Annotated in this window: 16 protein-coding genes; 9 read left to right on the top strand and 7 right to left on the bottom strand. The window is 62.0% G+C overall.

Annotation, left to right across the window (positions count from 1 at the left end; all coding sequences use genetic code 11):
• Positions 1–32 precede the first annotated feature (32 nt).
• From ROSMUCSMR3_RS18420 to ROSMUCSMR3_RS18400, 5 genes are read left to right on the top strand one after another with little or no spacing between them, the layout of a single operon-like run.
• Positions 33–1,208, top strand: a complete 1,176-nt coding sequence (locus tag ROSMUCSMR3_RS18420; RefSeq protein WP_081508309.1) for an ABC transporter substrate-binding protein — start codon at positions 33–35, stop codon at positions 1,206–1,208.
• Between the two features lie 54 nt (positions 1,209–1,262).
• Positions 1,263–2,132, top strand: coding sequence for a branched-chain amino acid ABC transporter permease (locus ROSMUCSMR3_RS18415; protein WP_008281969.1), 870 nt, complete (start codon positions 1,263–1,265; stop codon positions 2,130–2,132).
• Between the two features lie 4 nt (positions 2,133–2,136).
• Positions 2,137–3,141 carry a branched-chain amino acid ABC transporter permease gene (locus tag ROSMUCSMR3_RS18410; RefSeq protein WP_008281968.1) on the top strand — a complete coding sequence of 335 codons (1,005 nt, stop codon included), beginning with the start codon at positions 2,137–2,139 and terminating at the stop codon, positions 3,139–3,141.
• Positions 3,134–3,877 carry an ABC transporter ATP-binding protein gene (locus ROSMUCSMR3_RS18405; RefSeq protein ID WP_081508308.1) on the top strand — a complete coding sequence of 248 codons (744 nt, stop codon included), beginning with the start codon at positions 3,134–3,136 and terminating at the stop codon, positions 3,875–3,877. Before ROSMUCSMR3_RS18410 ends, ROSMUCSMR3_RS18405 begins: the two co-directional genes overlap by 8 nt.
• Complete coding sequence (locus ROSMUCSMR3_RS18400; RefSeq protein ID WP_081508307.1) at positions 3,870–4,559, top strand: ABC transporter ATP-binding protein; 690 nt, start codon at positions 3,870–3,872, stop codon at positions 4,557–4,559. Before ROSMUCSMR3_RS18405 ends, ROSMUCSMR3_RS18400 begins: the two co-directional genes overlap by 8 nt.
• A 51-nt stretch (positions 4,560–4,610) precedes the next feature.
• On the opposite strand, the gene queF is transcribed toward ROSMUCSMR3_RS18400, so the two are convergent.
• From queF to ROSMUCSMR3_RS18375, 5 genes are all read right to left on the bottom strand, one after another.
• Positions 4,611–5,075, bottom strand: coding sequence for a preQ(1) synthase (queF, locus tag ROSMUCSMR3_RS18395; RefSeq protein ID WP_081508306.1), 465 nt, complete (start codon positions 5,073–5,075; stop codon positions 4,611–4,613).
• 11 nt (positions 5,076–5,086) lie between these two features.
• Complete coding sequence (queE, locus tag ROSMUCSMR3_RS18390) at positions 5,087–5,827, bottom strand: 7-carboxy-7-deazaguanine synthase QueE (RefSeq protein ID WP_081508305.1); 741 nt, start codon at positions 5,825–5,827, stop codon at positions 5,087–5,089.
• Positions 5,806–6,162 (bottom strand): 6-pyruvoyl trahydropterin synthase family protein, encoded by a 357-nt coding sequence (locus ROSMUCSMR3_RS18385; RefSeq protein WP_081508304.1) that lies wholly within the window; start codon positions 6,160–6,162, stop codon positions 5,806–5,808. Before ROSMUCSMR3_RS18385 ends, queE begins: the two co-directional genes overlap by 22 nt.
• Positions 6,162–6,860, bottom strand: coding sequence for a 7-cyano-7-deazaguanine synthase QueC (queC, locus tag ROSMUCSMR3_RS18380; protein WP_008281962.1), 699 nt, complete (start codon positions 6,858–6,860; stop codon positions 6,162–6,164). Before queC ends, ROSMUCSMR3_RS18385 begins: the two co-directional genes overlap by 1 nt.
• 87 nt (positions 6,861–6,947) lie before the next feature.
• Positions 6,948–8,426 carry an AMP-binding protein gene (locus ROSMUCSMR3_RS18375; protein WP_081508303.1) on the bottom strand — a complete coding sequence of 493 codons (1,479 nt, stop codon included), beginning with the start codon at positions 8,424–8,426 and terminating at the stop codon, positions 6,948–6,950.
• Between the two features lie 107 nt (positions 8,427–8,533).
• On the opposite strand from ROSMUCSMR3_RS18375, the gene ROSMUCSMR3_RS18370 reads away from it, so the two are divergent.
• The 3 genes from ROSMUCSMR3_RS18370 (at position 8,534) to accC (ending at position 11,072) form a co-directional block, all read left to right on the top strand.
• Positions 8,534–9,076, top strand: a complete 543-nt coding sequence (locus tag ROSMUCSMR3_RS18370) for a LuxR C-terminal-related transcriptional regulator (protein ID WP_008281960.1) — start codon at positions 8,534–8,536, stop codon at positions 9,074–9,076.
• A 149-nt stretch (positions 9,077–9,225) separates the two neighbouring features.
• Positions 9,226–9,711: an acetyl-CoA carboxylase biotin carboxyl carrier protein gene (gene accB / locus ROSMUCSMR3_RS18365; protein ID WP_081508668.1), complete on the top strand. Its 486-nt coding sequence runs from the start codon at positions 9,226–9,228 to the stop codon at positions 9,709–9,711.
• 11 nt (positions 9,712–9,722) lie between these two features.
• Positions 9,723–11,072, top strand: coding sequence for an acetyl-CoA carboxylase biotin carboxylase subunit (gene accC, locus ROSMUCSMR3_RS18360; RefSeq protein ID WP_081508302.1), 1,350 nt, complete (start codon positions 9,723–9,725; stop codon positions 11,070–11,072).
• Positions 11,073–11,183: 111 nt separating this feature from the next.
• Here accC and ROSMUCSMR3_RS18355 read toward each other — a convergent pair whose 3' ends face one another.
• Together ROSMUCSMR3_RS18355 and ROSMUCSMR3_RS18350 are read right to left on the bottom strand one after the other, a co-directional pair.
• Positions 11,184–12,386, bottom strand: coding sequence for a pyridoxal-phosphate-dependent aminotransferase family protein (locus ROSMUCSMR3_RS18355; protein ID WP_081508301.1), 1,203 nt, complete (start codon positions 12,384–12,386; stop codon positions 11,184–11,186).
• A gap of 166 nt (positions 12,387–12,552) precedes the next feature.
• The gene (locus ROSMUCSMR3_RS18350; RefSeq protein WP_081508300.1) at positions 12,553–13,236 is read right to left on the bottom strand and encodes a TIGR04283 family arsenosugar biosynthesis glycosyltransferase; all 684 of its coding nucleotides are present in this window, start codon (positions 13,234–13,236) and stop codon (positions 12,553–12,555) included.
• Positions 13,237–13,300: 64 nt separating this feature from the next.
• On the opposite strand from ROSMUCSMR3_RS18350, the gene ROSMUCSMR3_RS18345 reads away from it, so the two are divergent.
• A complete protein-coding gene (locus ROSMUCSMR3_RS18345) occupies positions 13,301–14,047 on the top strand; it encodes a YgfZ/GcvT domain-containing protein (RefSeq protein ID WP_081508299.1) in 747 nt (248 codons plus the stop codon).
• Positions 14,048–14,086: the final 39 nt, after the last annotated feature.

The following is a 14,086-nucleotide window of genomic DNA, read 5'->3' as shown; positions in this document are numbered from 1 at the left end:
GGGGTCTCAACACCAACTGGAGGAACTACCCTATGAAACGCGCATTTCTGGCGGCCCTCGGGCTTGCCACTGGCTTTGCTATGCCCGCAACAGCCCAGGACATCAAAGTTGGCCTGCTCTTGCCCTTTTCCGGCGTTTACGCCGCCCTTGGCAATGATATCGAGGCCGGATTCACCACAGCGCTTGAGCAATTCGGGTCTGAGACCGCGGCGACATTCGAGATCGTCCGCGAAGATACCGAAGTGAAGCCGCCAGTGGCCTTGGCCAAGGCCAAAAAGCTGATCCTGCAGGACAAGGTCGATGTGATTTCGGGCATCGTCAGCTCTGGCGTCTTGGGGGCTGTGCGCGACATGGTGCATGGCGCGGGCGTGCCGCTGATCGTTGCCAACGCAGGCAATGACGAGGCCACAGGCGAGGCCTGCTCGCCCTATATCACGCGCATGTCTTTCTCTAACGGGCAGGTCAACCGCCCGATGGGTCAGTGGATGTATGATCAGGGCATCCGCAAGGTCTATACGCTGGCCCCCGATTATGCCGCAGGTCGCCAGATGATCGACGGGTTTGTCCAGACCTTCACCGCTGCGGGCGGCGAGATCGTCGGACAGGATTTCACCCCCTTCCAGAAGACGCAGGATTTTGGCCCCTATATGGCACAGGCCAAGTCAAGCGGTGCCGAAGCGGTGTTCGTGTTCTATGCAGGCGGCGAGGCGATTTCCTTTGTCAAGCAATACGATAGCTTTGGTCTCAAGGCCGAGTTGCCGCTCTATGGTTCGGGGTTCCTGACCTCGTCGCTCTATGTCAATGCCCAAGGTCCGGCGGCAGAGGGTGTGATTACCGCCCTGCATTACGTGCCCACCATCGACAGCCCCGCCAACGCGCAATTCGTCGAGGCCTTCACGGCCAAGACAGGCCGCGTGCCGTCGGAATTCGCCGTACATGGCTATGACGCAGGCCGCGCCTTGATCGAGGCGGTCAAGGCGGGTGCCACGGATCGCGAGAGCCTTGCCAACGCCCTGCGCCAAGTGCGGTTCGACGGGCCGCGCGGCGCATTGTCGATTGATCCCGCGACCAACAACATCGTGCAGCCGATCTATGTCTACGAGACCGTCGCCGGCACCGATGGGCTGACCCAAAAGGTGCTGGCCGAGCTGCCCGCCGAGGCCGATCCGGTCAACGGCTGCGAGATGGCGGCCCCCGTCAGCAACTAAGACAGGCGGCCCGGCCATATCCTTGGCCGGGCCCTTTCGGGAGGAGGTTCCGCAATGTCACTCGATCTTGGTTTCTGGACACTACAGGCGCTCAATGCGTTGCAACTGTCCATGCTGCTGTTTCTCTTGTCTATCGGCCTGACCGTGATCTTTGGCCTGATGCATTTCGTCAACTTGGCGCATGGCGCGCTCTATGCGCTTGGGGCCTATTTCGCGGCCTCGGTGGCAGCGGTTGGCGGCTATTGGGCCGGGTTCTTTCTGGCCCCGGTGGCGGTCGCGGGGGTGGGCGTGCTGCTTTATTCCGGCCTCATCCAGCGGATGCGCAAATCGGGTCCGATGGCACAGGTTCTGGTGACATTTGGGCTGATCTTTGCCCTGCTCGACATTACCCGGATCGTCTGGGGCGATCTGGCGCTCGGGCTGGAAGTGCCAGAGCTTCTTGCCGGGCGCGTGGCGCTCTTGGGTGTCGAATATCCCGCCTACCGGCTGTTTATCATCGCTTTGGGATTGGCAATCTTTGGCGCATTGGCCTTTGTCCTCAGCCGCACACAGATTGGCGCGATGATCCGCGCGGGCGTTGACAATGACGCGATGGCGGCCTGCCTTGGGATCAATGTCGAGCGGCTGTTCTTTATCGTCTTTTGTGTGGGCTGCGCGCTTGCAGGGCTGGCGGGCGCGGTGGCGGCACCGCTCTTGAGCGTCACACCCGACATGGGTCTGCAAATCCTTATCCCCACGCTGATCGTGATCGTGATCGGGGGCTTGGGCTCGCTCAAAGGGGCCATCGCGGGCTCTCTCATCTTTGGGTTCGTGCAGACCTTTGGTGCGGTGCTGGCACCGCAACTGGCCTCGGTTCTGATTTACGCGCTCTTGGCGGCAGTGCTGGTGATCCGGCCTGTGGGCCTCTTTCCGGCGAAAGGATAAGGCGATGTTTCGACACACACCTCTGCGATACGGCGCGCTCGTGCTCTTGGCATCGGCGGCCCTTTTCCAGGCCTTTACGGCGGAATATTTCGGGCTGGAAATCCTGACCGAGATTCTCATCCTCGCCATGCTGGTGATCGCGCTCGATATGGTCGCAGGCTTTGGCGGCATGGTCTCGCTCTGCCACGGCGCATTGCTTGGCGTCGGGGCCTATGGCTATGCGATCCTGTCCACCAAGGTTGGGCTGACGCCAGTGGCCGCTATGGGTGGCGCGGTTGCAATAACCGGGGCCATCGCTTGGGTCATCGGTGCCATCTGCGCCCGCAGCCATGGCATCTATTTCATCATGGCGACACTGGCCTTTGGGCAGATGGGCTATTCCTATGTGTTCGAAGCGCCGCTTTTTGGCGGCGATGACGGGCTGGGTGGGATTGAACGGCTCGATCTTGCGCTGATCGGGCTAGACCTGAATGACGGGCGCAGCTTTGCTCTCTTCTGCCTTGCCATGCTGGCCGCGATCTATGGCGCGGCCGTGCTGATCCTGCGTTCTGGGCTAGGCCGGTCCCTGTCGGGCGTCATGCACAACGAACAGCGGATGCGCGCGCTTGGCCTCACGGTCTGGCGGGTCAAGGCGGATGTCTTTGGCCTCTCTGGCCTGATTTCCGGCTTGGCGGGCGTGATGGCAGCACAGCACGTCATGTTTGTCTCGCCCGGCCTTCTGTCTTGGACAGTCTCGGGCGAGGCGTTGGTGGTTGTGATCCTGGGCGGGCTTGGAACGCTGGTCGGCCCCTTGCTGGGCGCTGCGGTCTTTGTGCTGCTCAAGCATGAGGTGGGCGCGCTCACAAGCTATTGGCATCTGGTGGTCGGGGTCATCCTGATTGCCGTGGTGATGAGCCGCGCCAATGGCATCTTTGGCTGGATCGAGGCGCGGTTTGGCGCGCGGATAGAACGGCGTGCGGCGGATGCGGTGCGCGATATCGACCCAAGGGAGGTCAAGACCGATGCTTGAGACACGCAATCTCGACAAGAGCTTTGGCGCGGTGCATGTCACGCGCGGGGTCTCGCTCAAATTGGAGCGGGGCGAGCGGCGGGTGATCCTTGGCCCTAACGGCGCGGGCAAGACGACGCTCTTCAACCTGCTGGTGGGCGAACTTAGCCCCGATAGCGGATCGGTACATCTGGCGGGCGAGAATGTAACCGCCCTGCCCGTGGCCCGGCGCGCGCGGCAAGGTCTGTCGCGCAGCTATCAGAAAAACACGCTCTTTGACGGGCTGACCGTCGAGGAAAATCTGGGGCTGGCGGCGGCGATCCACACCGGCAACGCAACCCGGCTTTATACCGACAGCCTCGCACGTCCCGAAGTGCGCGAAATCGTGGCCGAGGTGGCCGAACAGGTCAATCTCATGCCCTATCTGCATGCGCGTGTGTCTGAGGTTAGCTATGGCGTGCGGCGGCAGCTGGAGGTGGGCGTGGCGCTGGCCACCCGCCCTCTCGTTCTCTTGATGGATGAACCAACAAGCGGTGTCGGCCCGGAAATGGCCAAGGGGTTTCACGACCTTCTGAACAACCTGCCGCGTGATCTGACACTTTTGATCATCGAGCATGACATGGATCTCGCCTTTGACGTGGCCGATACGATCACCGTGCTGAACTATGGAGAGGTGGTGTTTGACGGGCTGCCCGAGGCCGCACGCGGCTCCAAGCTGCTCAAGGAAATCTATCTGGGGAGTTGGGAAGATGCTTGAACTGAATGCCGTCAATTCCGGCTATGGCGAAACCCAAGTGCTTTATGGCATGGGTTTGCGCGCCGAGGCAGGCCGGGTTCTGGCCATTCTGGGGCGTAATGGCGCGGGCAAATCCACCACGCTGAAGACAGTGATGGGCCTCTTGCCGCTGCGCGACGGGCAGATCACCTTTGATGGGCGGGCCATGCCCAAACGGCCCTATGATATCGCCAAGGCGGGCATCGCCTATGTGCCGGAAACGCGGGATATCTTCCCCTCTCTGACGGTGCGCGAGAACCTTGAAATCGCGTCCAAGCGGTTTGACGGGGCATGGACAATGGACCGGGTGCTGGACCTCTTCCCGCGCCTTGGTGAACGCCTTGAGAATGGCGGCACGCAGCTGTCGGGGGGCGAACAGCAAATGCTGGCGATTGCCCGCGCGCTTCTGATGAATCCACGACTCTTGATCTTGGACGAACCCACCGAGGGGCTGGCCCCGATCATCGTCAAGCTGATCCATGACAAGCTGATGGAGCTCAAGCGCGAGGGGCTGTCGATGGTTCTGGTCGAGCAGAATTTCGGCTTTGCCACTTCGCTTGCGGATGATGTGGTGGTGGTCAGCAAGGGCCAAGTGGTCTGGACCGGCACCGCCGACGATATCCGCGCCGATACCGAGGCGCAGCATCGCTGGCTGGGTGTCTGAGGGGGCATGCGCCCGCCCGATCAACGGGCGGGCGAGATGCCCAAAGGCGGCTTAGCCGCGCCCGCGATAGGGCGGCACGCCCTGATCGGGAATCCACACGCCCTCTGGCATCGGGCCCGTCTGCCAGAACACATCAATCGGGATACCGCCGCGCGGATACCAATAGCCACCAATGCGCAGCCACTCTGGCTCCAGAAAGCCCACCAGCCGCCGCGCAATGGAAATCGTGCAATCCTCGTGGAAGGCCCCATGATTGCGGAAACTGGTCAGGTAAAGCTTGAGCGATTTGCTCTCGACCAGCCATTGGCCCGGCACATAATCAATCACCAAATGCGCGAAATCCGGCTGTCCGGTCATGGGGCAGAGCGAGGTAAACTCAGGCGCGGTGAACCGCACGTTATACTGCACATCCGCCTGCGGATTGGCCACACGCTCCAACAGCGCCTCTTCGGGGGTCTGCGGTATCTGCGCCGCGCCGCCCAACTGCTTGAGGTCTTTGTAAATATTCTCGCTCATCGCTTTCTCCTTCACACCCCGCGCTTGTTGCCCCAGAGCATCACATGCAACTGCGGCAAAACCTTTGCGTCAAACCATCCGTCACCCGTCACCCGCTCTACCAACCAGCGCATGCGCGCGTCGATGCCCGCCTGATCGACCGTGGCGGCATCATCCTCGGGCGGGGGCGGCGTGTGATTGCCCGGCTGCAAATAGAGGGGCAATTGCGGATAGCGCCCCGCCACCGCCCGCGCCCATTCATAATCCGCCTCGTCAAATACGACGATCTTGAGGACGCTCGCAGCACCCTTGGCCGCTGCAACGCAATCGTCAAAGAGCGCCCAGTCTACCTCCATGCCCGACGACGGCGGCTTGGGGCTGAGCACCAGCATATCAAGCGCCGCGAACCAGTCGCGCGCGACAGAGCCTTGGGTTTCCATCGCAAAGCGATAGCCGCGCGCATGGCCCAGATCAATCAACGCACCCAACGGCTGAATCGCCGGATTGCCGCCCGAGAGCGTCACCATGATGGGCCGACCGCCCGAGAGGCGCGCGACCTCGGCCAACACCGCGTCAGCACTCATCGGCACCCAAGTCTCGCGATAGGCCGACTCGACCGCGTGCAGGCTGTCACACCAGACACAGCGGTAATCGCAGCCCCCGGTGCGCACAAACACCGTCGGCTGACCGATCAGCGCGCCCTCGCCCTGAATGGTCGGGCCAAAGATTTCCGAGACCCGGATCGCCTCGGTCACGGGCGATACTCCGCCCATGTTTTCGGCGTCTCGCTGACCTTGACCGCCGTCACCTCGGGCCAGCGCGCATGGCACCAGTCAAAAAGATGTTTGGCCATCCGTTCAGCGGTCACGCAATCATCCCCCAGCACATCATTCAGATGCCGGTGATCGAGCGTGTCATCAATATACCGCTTCAGATCCCCCAGATCGAGGTAATCGCGCACAAAGCCATGCGCGTTCAACTCGGCGGCGGTCAGTTCGACCACCACGATGTAGTTATGCCCGTGCAGCCGCGCGCATTGATGCGTCTCAGGCAGGCCAAACAATTGATGTGACGCGGAAAAGTGGAATTCCTTGGTGATCCGATACATCACGCCCCCCGCCCGGCCACAGCCGCCAACCAGAAATCCCGGTCCTCATACTCGGTCGGATCAACGACCCCCGCCAGATGAAACGCCTCGCGCCGCTCGACACAGGTGCCACAGCGCCCGCAATGTTTGGCCCCGCCCTTGTAGCACGACCATGTTTCGGCAAAGGGCGTGCCATGCTTGGCCCCATCGGTGACGATATCGCCCTTGGACCCCTGCAAATAGGGCGTATAAAGCTTCACCTCGGCATAGCCCTCCAGCGCCGCATCCTGCATCGCCTGAAACGCGTTGATAAAACCGGGGCGGCAATCGGGGTAGATGAAATGATCGCCGCCATGCACCGCCGTGGCCACGGCATCGGCCTTTTCCGCCGCCGCCATGCCAAAGGCTATGGCCAGCATGATCGCATTGCGATTGGGCACGATGGTGATTTTCATGGTCTCTTCGGCGTAATGCCCATCCGGCACCGCCACATCATCGGTCAGCGCGGAACCCGACAGCGCCGCCCCGATCTGGCGAATATCCACCACCTTATGCGGCACACCCAGACGGCGCGCGCAAGCGGCGGCATATTCCACCTCTTTCACATGGCGTTGCCCGTAATCAAAGCTCAGAAGCCCCGCCAATTCATGCTCAGCGGCCACCTTATGGGCGAGCGATACGGAATCGAGTCCGCCCGAGCAGATAACAATCGTCCTCATCTTTTATCCTTGTTTTTTAAAGCGGGTAGGCTGCGACCGCTCGACCCCGCGCATCTAGCGCCTTTGGCGGGTGAAAACAAGGCTGCGCTAGGTGGTCAGACGCGCCCGCAATTCGGTCTTGAGCACTTTGCCGTAATTGTTCTTGGGCAACTCGGCGACCGTGATATAGCGTTTGGGCCGCTTGAACCGGGCGATCTGGCGCAGGCAATGCGCGTCAAGCGCTGCCTCATCGAGCGTCCCGTCACAGACCACAAAGGCCACCACCACCTCGCCCCATTCGGCATCGGCCATGCCCACCACCGCCGCCTCGATCACGTCAGAATGGGTCAAGAGCACCTCTTCCACCTCGCGCGGATAGATGTTGGACCCGCCCGAGATGATCATATCCTTGGATCGGTCCTGCAAGGTCACATAGCCGTCATCGTCCATCCGGCCCAGATCACCCGTCCAGAGCCAGCCGTCGCGCAGCGCCTTTTCGCTCGCCGCCGCGTTCTGCCAATAGCCCGGCATCACCGCATCGCCGCGCACGAGGATTTCGCCCACCTCCCCCGGCGGTACCTCTGCCCCCGTGTCATCCGCAATCCGCACCTCGACCACCGATTGCGCGCGACCTACCGAGGCCAGCCGTTCGCGCCAACGCGGATGGCTGCGATCCGCCACGTCGGCGCGGCTCAGCGCGGTGATCGCCATCGGGCATTCCCCCTGCCCGTAGATTTGCAGGAAGATTGGCCCGAACACCTCGACCGCCTCGAGAATATCTGCCAGATACATCGGCCCCCCGGCATAGACCACGCTGCGCAGACCCGCGCCGGTCTCGCCGCGCGCCCGCGCCTGTGCGGTCAACCGCTTGACCATCGTCGGCGCGGCGAACATATGCACCCGGCCATGATGCCGCGCGAGATCGAATATCTCGGCCTCGTCAAAGCCGCCCGACGCCGGACAGACATGACGCGCCCCGCGCAGCACATGGACCATGGCGTAGAGCCCGGCGCCATGGCTCATCGGCGCGGCGTAGAGCGTGGCATCGTCGCCGGTCACCTCATCGACATCCGCCAGATAGCTGAGCGACATCGCGACCAGCATCCGATGCGTGATCCGCACCCCCTTGGGCCGCCCAGTGGTGCCAGAGGTGTAAAACAACCACGCCAGATCGCCGGGCGCGCGCGTGGCAACTTCGGCCACCGCTGCGCCCTGCGTGACCGCCTGTGCCACGACCCCCTGCTCGGCCAAGGCATCGCGCCGAACCACATCCGCCAAAACCACCCGCGCGCCTGCATCTGCGATGATCCACGCCGCCTCTGCCCCGTGCAGCTTGGCATTGATCGGCACGGCAGCGGCCCCGGCATACCAGATACCGTAAAGCGCCAAGAGATAGTCCGGCGCATTGCCCATGAAAATCGCCACCCGGTCGCCAGCCGCCACGCCTTGCGCCGTCAACCCGCCCGCCACCTCGCGCGCGGCGCGGTCAAACCCGGCATAATCCGCCACCAGATCAACGCCGGTGAAGAGCGCCGCCCGCCTGGGCCAAGCCTGCGCTGCCCGCTCCAGCCAAATCCCGATATTCATCGCCCAATCCTCCGCGTCGCTACCAAAGCACCGACGCGGCCCCGGCACAATTCCGTAGAAACACGCAAACCTCTTGGCGCACCGCGTCCAGCGCGCCATAACGGGCCATGGACATCAAGGAACTCGCCTTCGATCATGCCCCTGTGGGCCTTGCTCTGCTGGAACACCGCATCATCCGGCAGTGCAATCAGAAATTTGCCGCGATCTTTGGCGATACCCCCGCCGATTATACCAACATCCCGCTGGCCCGCTATTACCCCTCGATCGAGGATTATCGCCGCATCGGGGCGGATGCGCTCGCCATCATGCGCAAAACCGGGCGTTATGCGGATGAACGGGTGATGAAGCGCCGCAATGGCACGCTTTTTTGGTGCCGGGTGCGCGGCCAGTCGCTAACGCCCGAGGCCCCGTTTCAGCGCGGCATCTGGTCGTTCTCCGATCTCTCGGACGAACGCCCCCTTGTCGAGCTGACCCAACGCGAACGCGAGGTGGCGATTCTCACCTGTCGGGGGATGACGTCCAAGGAAATCGGCCTTGATCTGGGTCTCAGCTACCGCACCGTCGAGGTTTATCGTGCGCGCCTGCTAGAGAAATTTCAGGCCCGCAAACTGGCGGAACTGGTGGCAAAACTTTCTGGGATGCCGCTCTGATGGCGTGCAGCTCTCGTAAAATTGCCCCCCTGCCCCCAGATTATAGGGTAATGGCCGCTTTTCTCAGCCTCCGCCTTGCCCTATAAGCGGCCAAAACAAAATGCCATGAGCCCGGAACGGGACATCATCGCGCTGTGGTCGAGGAAGATATGTCGAACAAATCCCATGAATCGGACGTGGCCTTTATCAAGGCATTGGCGGAACTGCTGAATGACAACGATCTGACTGAACTGTCGGTCAAGCGGGAATATGGCGAGGACGACACGCTTCAGGTTCGCGTCAGCCGCCGGGGTGAAACAGTTACCACCCACTACGCGCCCCCGCCTGCGCCTGCCTATGCCCCACCCCCGGCTGCCGCCCCGGCCGCGGCCGCCCCCGCCGCCGAAGACCCGGCAAGCCACCCCGGCGCAGTCACTTCGCCGATGGTTGGGACGGTCTATATGCAGGCTGAACCGGGTGCCCCCGCCTTTGTCAGCGTAGGCACGCAGGTGTCCGAGGGCGACACGCTCTTGATCATCGAGGCGATGAAGACGATGAACCATATTCCCGCCCCGCGCGGCGGCACCGTCAAACGCATTCTCATCGAAGACGGCGCAGCGGTCGAATATGGCGCGCCTCTGATGATCATCGAATAAGGCCGCGTGCAATGTTCGAGAAAATCCTGATCGCCAACCGGGGCGAAATTGCCCTTCGCGTGATCCGCGCTGCCCGTGAGATGGGGATCAAGACCGTCGCCGTGCATTCCACCGCCGACGCCGACGCCATGCATGTGCGCATGGCAGATGAATCCGTCTGCATCGGCCCGCCCTCCTCTTCCGAAAGTTATTTGTCGATTCCGTCGATTATTGCCGCCTGTGAGGTGACGGGGGCGCAAGCGATCCATCCGGGCTATGGCTTTTTGTCAGAGAACGCCAATTTCGTGCAGATCGTCGAGGATCACGGCCTGACCTTTATCGGCCCGTCTGCCGAACATATCCGCATCATGGGCGACAAGATCACCGCCAAGGATACGATGAAGGCGCTTGGCGTGCCCTGCGTGCCCGGCTCTGAGGGCGGTGTTGCCAATCTCAAGCAAGCGCAGGCGCTCTGCGCCGAGATCGGTTTTCCGGTCATCGTCAAGGCCACAGCCGGTGGCGGCGGGCGTGGCATGAAGGTGGCGCAAAGCGCCGCCGAGTTGGAAAAGGCCTTTCTCACAGCGCGTTCCGAGGCCAAGGCAGCCTTTGGCAATGACGAGGTCTATATCGAGAAATACCTGACCACGCCGCGCCATATCGAAATTCAGGTGTTCGGCGATGGCAAGGGCGGCGCAGTGCATCTGGGAGAGCGCGACTGCTCGTTGCAGCGTCGGCACCAAAAGGTGCTGGAAGAAGCCCCCGGCCCCTGTATCACCGCCGAGGAGCGCGCCCGTATCGGCAAGATCTGTGCCGATGCCTGCGCGAATATCCAGTATCGCGGTGCAGGCACCATCGAGTTTCTCTATGAAAAAGGTGAGTTCTTCTTCATCGAAATGAATACGCGGTTGCAGGTCGAACATCCCGTGACCGAGGCGATCTTTGGCGTGGACCTTGTCCAGGAACAAATTCGCGTGGCCGAAGGCATGCCGATGTCCTTTACTCAGGATGATCTGATCATCAACGGCCACGCCATAGAGGTGCGTATCAACGCTGAGAAGCTACCTGATTTCGCACCGCGTCCGGGCCGGATCACCCAATTTCACGCGCCCGGCGGTTTGGGCGTGCGGATGGATTCGGCGCTCTACGATGGCTACAAGATACCGCCCTATTACGACAGCTTGATTGCCAAGCTGATCGTGCATGGCAAGGACCGGCACAGCGCCTTGCGCCGTCTGGCCCGGGCGCTTGGCGAGTTGATCGTGGATGGCGTCGACACTACCGTTCCGCTCTTTCACGCGCTACTGCAAGAAGATGATATCCAGTCCGGAAATTACAATATCCATTGGCTGGAACATTGGCTGGAAACAAATCTGAGGGATTGAGGGCGCGGCACGCGCCGCCGCGCAACGCACATCCGCCCCCTCGGGCGGGCGCTGCGCGGCTCATCGTTTGGGGCCAAACTCAGCGCAAGACCTGCCGCTGCGAACCGCCCCCTAGCTCTTCCCTGAAATCACCCGTGCTGCCGCCTCAAGTCCGCCCGCGCCATGCGGAATATCAAGCGCAGTCAATCCTGCCTCGATTGAACCCAACGCACCCAAAACCATATGGGCGTTCACGTGTCCCATATGGCCTATGCGAAAAAATCCGTGCCACGCCGGATCACCCGGTTCTGCCATTCCAAGGCCAATCCCAAGCGTTACGCCTGCATAGTCTTGGACCCAGGACCGCAGGCGTGACCCATGCGGTGCCCCGATCCGAAGCGCTGTCACGGCGCGGCTGCGCAGAGCGGGATCACTGATGTTAAGCTCAAGCGGCCCGCTCTGCCCCCATGTCTCACAGGCGGCCCAGATGGCACGGGCCAGCGTTTCATGGCGGGCCCAAACCGCCTCGATGCCGCCCTCAGCCGCGATCAAGTCAAGCGCCGCGCGCAGGCCGTAAAGATGATGCGTCGGGGCTGTGCCGCCGAAGTATTGATAGAACATCTGCGGATCGGCGCGATGGGTCCAATCCCAATAGCGACTGACCAGCGGCAACCGCTTGCGCGCCTCCGCCGCCTTGTCCGAGAAGAACACAAACGCCAGACCGGGCGGCACCATCAGCCCCTTTTGGCTGCCTGCTACCATCACGTCGACGCCCCATGCGTCCATCTCGAACCGGTCACAGGCGAGAGAAGCAATACAATCAGCCATGAGGAGCGCAGGATGCCCCGCCGCATCCAGGGCCGCCCGCACTCCGGCGATGTCATTGAGCACCGAGGTCGAGGTATCGACATGGGTCGCCAGAACCGCCTTGATTTCGTGACGCGCATCGGTGCGCAGCACCTCTTCCAGACGGTTAAGATCAATGGGCGAGCGCTTGCCGAAATCGAGCATGTCGACGATGATCCCCTGCCCCTGCGCCACCTCGGCCCAGCCATGCCCAAACCGCCCCGTGGCCGGAACCAGCACGCGGTCGCCGGGGTGCAGCGTATTGGCCAATGCCGCCTCCCACGCCCCATGCCCGTTTGCGATATAGATCGTCGCATGTTGGCGCGTCTGCGCCACGGCACGCAGATCCGGAATAAGACTCGCCGTCATCTCAATCAGATCGCCCTCGTAGATATTCGGGGCAGCACGATGCATGGCCCGCAACACCTCTTCGGGCATGACCGAGGGACCGGGAATGGCCAGATAGGCGCGACCGTGGGCGAGGCTCATTTGGGGGATCTCCTGCTTCTTCGCGCCGCACCTTACGCCCTTGGCACGCGGCGTCAATCGCGGCAACGCTTGCTTGGCCCTGTGCGGCGGCGGCGTTTGCACGCCGCACCTCAGCAAGAAAATCCAAATTTTCTTGTATGAGAGAAGCTATGGAGTTCCTGCGCGTCTAGCCCTTACGCCGATACGCCTTGGCCAGCTGCACGGGGTCCGTCCCGCAGAGATAGCGGATCAGCGTCCAGAGATTGCGCGCGCCCCGCCGCACCCACCCCTCGCGCCGATACCGCGCCGAAGAGGTTGTCACAGCCAAGGGCATCACCGAGATGCGCCCTTTCAGTGCGCGCGCCATGGCCACATCCTCCATCAGCGGTATATCTGCGTATCCGCCTGCCACGTCATAGGTCGCGCGCGGGATTAACAGCGCCTGATCCCCGTAGGGCAGGCCCAACACCCGGCTGCGCAGATTGGCCCAGCCAGCAACCAGCTGAGGCATAGGCCCGGTTGCATCAAACGACAGCCGAAAGGCAGCAGGCCCGCCTTGTTCAAATTGCGCGCTGACGGCATTTGCCCATCCGGCAGGCAAGACCGTATCGGCATGCAAGAACAGCAACCATCCCCCACCGGCCACGTGCGCCCCGCGGCGCAATTGGCCGCCACGGGATGCGGCCCCCTTCACGACAACCGCCCCGGTGGCCTCGGCGATTTGCAACGTGGCATCGTCCGATCCGCCATCACTGATAATCAACTCTCGGATCAAGCCCGCCTCAAGCCCCTCCATCAGCGCGGCAAGGCACGCAGGTAGAACCGAAGCAGCGTTGAGTGTCGGAATCACCACCGAGAGTGCTGCGCGCATGATGACCCCTGTTGTGTCTGTTCTCGTGACCTATATTACAGGCGTACAACACGGGGGAAGAGGCATGACGCGCCGTATTCTGGAGATCACCGGCAAAGACGCCCTGCAATTTTTGCAGGGCCTTGTCACCAACGACCTGCAAAAATTGGATCATGGGCTCGTCTATGCTGCGATCCTGACACCGCAGGGCAAATATCTGGCGGATTTTTTGCTGTCGCGTCACGACGATGCGATCCGGCTTGATGTTGACGCAAGCCTTGCCCCGATGCTTTTGCAGCGGTTGACGATGTATAAACTGCGCGCCGACGTGACGATTAAAGAAACCGATCTCAAGGTGCGGCGGGGCACAGGCCCGGCTCCGCTTGGCGCACTCGTAGACCCGCGCCATGCCGATTTGGGGTGGCGTCTTTATGGCGAAACCGGCGGCGACGATGGCAGCGATTTCGACAGAATTCGCGTGGCGCATTGTATTCCCGAAACCGGAATCGAGCTGACCCCCGACACCTTTATTCTAGAGGCCGGGTTTGAACGCCTCAATGGTGTGGATTTCCGCAAGGGCTGTTACGTCGGTCAAGAGGTCACGGCCCGGATGAAACACAAGACAGAATTGCGCAAGGGTCTGACACTTGTAGCGGTGCATGGCGCGGCCCCTGTTGGGAGCGAAATCTTCACCCCTGAAGGCAAGGCTGCAGGCACGCTTTATACGCAGTCGGGCGGTCGCGGCATCGCTTATCTACGCCTCGACCGTGCGGCGGCAGGAATGACCTCAGGCGAGGCGCGCGTTGATCCCTTGTCGATCCCTACGCAATAGGGCCGGGGATCACCGCCAACACCCTGTTTCACATCACAA

Source organism: Roseovarius mucosus (assembly GCF_002080415.1).
Classification (GTDB): Bacteria; Pseudomonadota; Alphaproteobacteria; order Rhodobacterales; family Rhodobacteraceae; genus Roseovarius; species Roseovarius mucosus_A.
This window is presented reverse-complemented; position numbering and strand designations above follow the sequence as displayed.

Coding starts and splice junctions, on each gene's coding strand:
- ROSMUCSMR3_RS18410 (WP_008281968.1), top strand. CDS start 2,137: ATGTTTCGACACACACCTCTGCGATACGGCGCGCTCGTGCTCTTGGCA.
- ROSMUCSMR3_RS18355 (WP_081508301.1), bottom strand. CDS start 12,386: ATGAGCCTCGCCCACGGTCGCGCCTATCTGGCCATTCCCGGTCCCTCG.
- ROSMUCSMR3_RS18375 (WP_081508303.1), bottom strand. CDS start 8,426: ATGAATATCGGGATTTGGCTGGAGCGGGCAGCGCAGGCTTGGCCCAGG.
- accB (WP_081508668.1), top strand. CDS start 9,226: ATGTCGAACAAATCCCATGAATCGGACGTGGCCTTTATCAAGGCATTG.
- accC (WP_081508302.1), top strand. CDS start 9,723: ATGTTCGAGAAAATCCTGATCGCCAACCGGGGCGAAATTGCCCTTCGC.
- ROSMUCSMR3_RS18385 (WP_081508304.1), bottom strand. CDS start 6,162: ATGTATCGGATCACCAAGGAATTCCACTTTTCCGCGTCACATCAATTG.
- queF (WP_081508306.1), bottom strand. CDS start 5,075: ATGAGCGAGAATATTTACAAAGACCTCAAGCAGTTGGGCGGCGCGGCG.
- ROSMUCSMR3_RS18400 (WP_081508307.1), top strand. CDS start 3,870: ATGCTTGAACTGAATGCCGTCAATTCCGGCTATGGCGAAACCCAAGTG.
- queE (WP_081508305.1), bottom strand. CDS start 5,827: ATGGGCGGAGTATCGCCCGTGACCGAGGCGATCCGGGTCTCGGAAATC.
- ROSMUCSMR3_RS18370 (WP_008281960.1), top strand. CDS start 8,534: ATGGACATCAAGGAACTCGCCTTCGATCATGCCCCTGTGGGCCTTGCT.
- ROSMUCSMR3_RS18415 (WP_008281969.1), top strand. CDS start 1,263: ATGTCACTCGATCTTGGTTTCTGGACACTACAGGCGCTCAATGCGTTG.
- queC (WP_008281962.1), bottom strand. CDS start 6,860: ATGAGGACGATTGTTATCTGCTCGGGCGGACTCGATTCCGTATCGCTC.
- ROSMUCSMR3_RS18420 (WP_081508309.1), top strand. CDS start 33: ATGAAACGCGCATTTCTGGCGGCCCTCGGGCTTGCCACTGGCTTTGCT.
- ROSMUCSMR3_RS18345 (WP_081508299.1), top strand. CDS start 13,301: ATGACGCGCCGTATTCTGGAGATCACCGGCAAAGACGCCCTGCAATTT.
- ROSMUCSMR3_RS18350 (WP_081508300.1), bottom strand. CDS start 13,236: ATGCGCGCAGCACTCTCGGTGGTGATTCCGACACTCAACGCTGCTTCG.
- ROSMUCSMR3_RS18405 (WP_081508308.1), top strand. CDS start 3,134: ATGCTTGAGACACGCAATCTCGACAAGAGCTTTGGCGCGGTGCATGTC.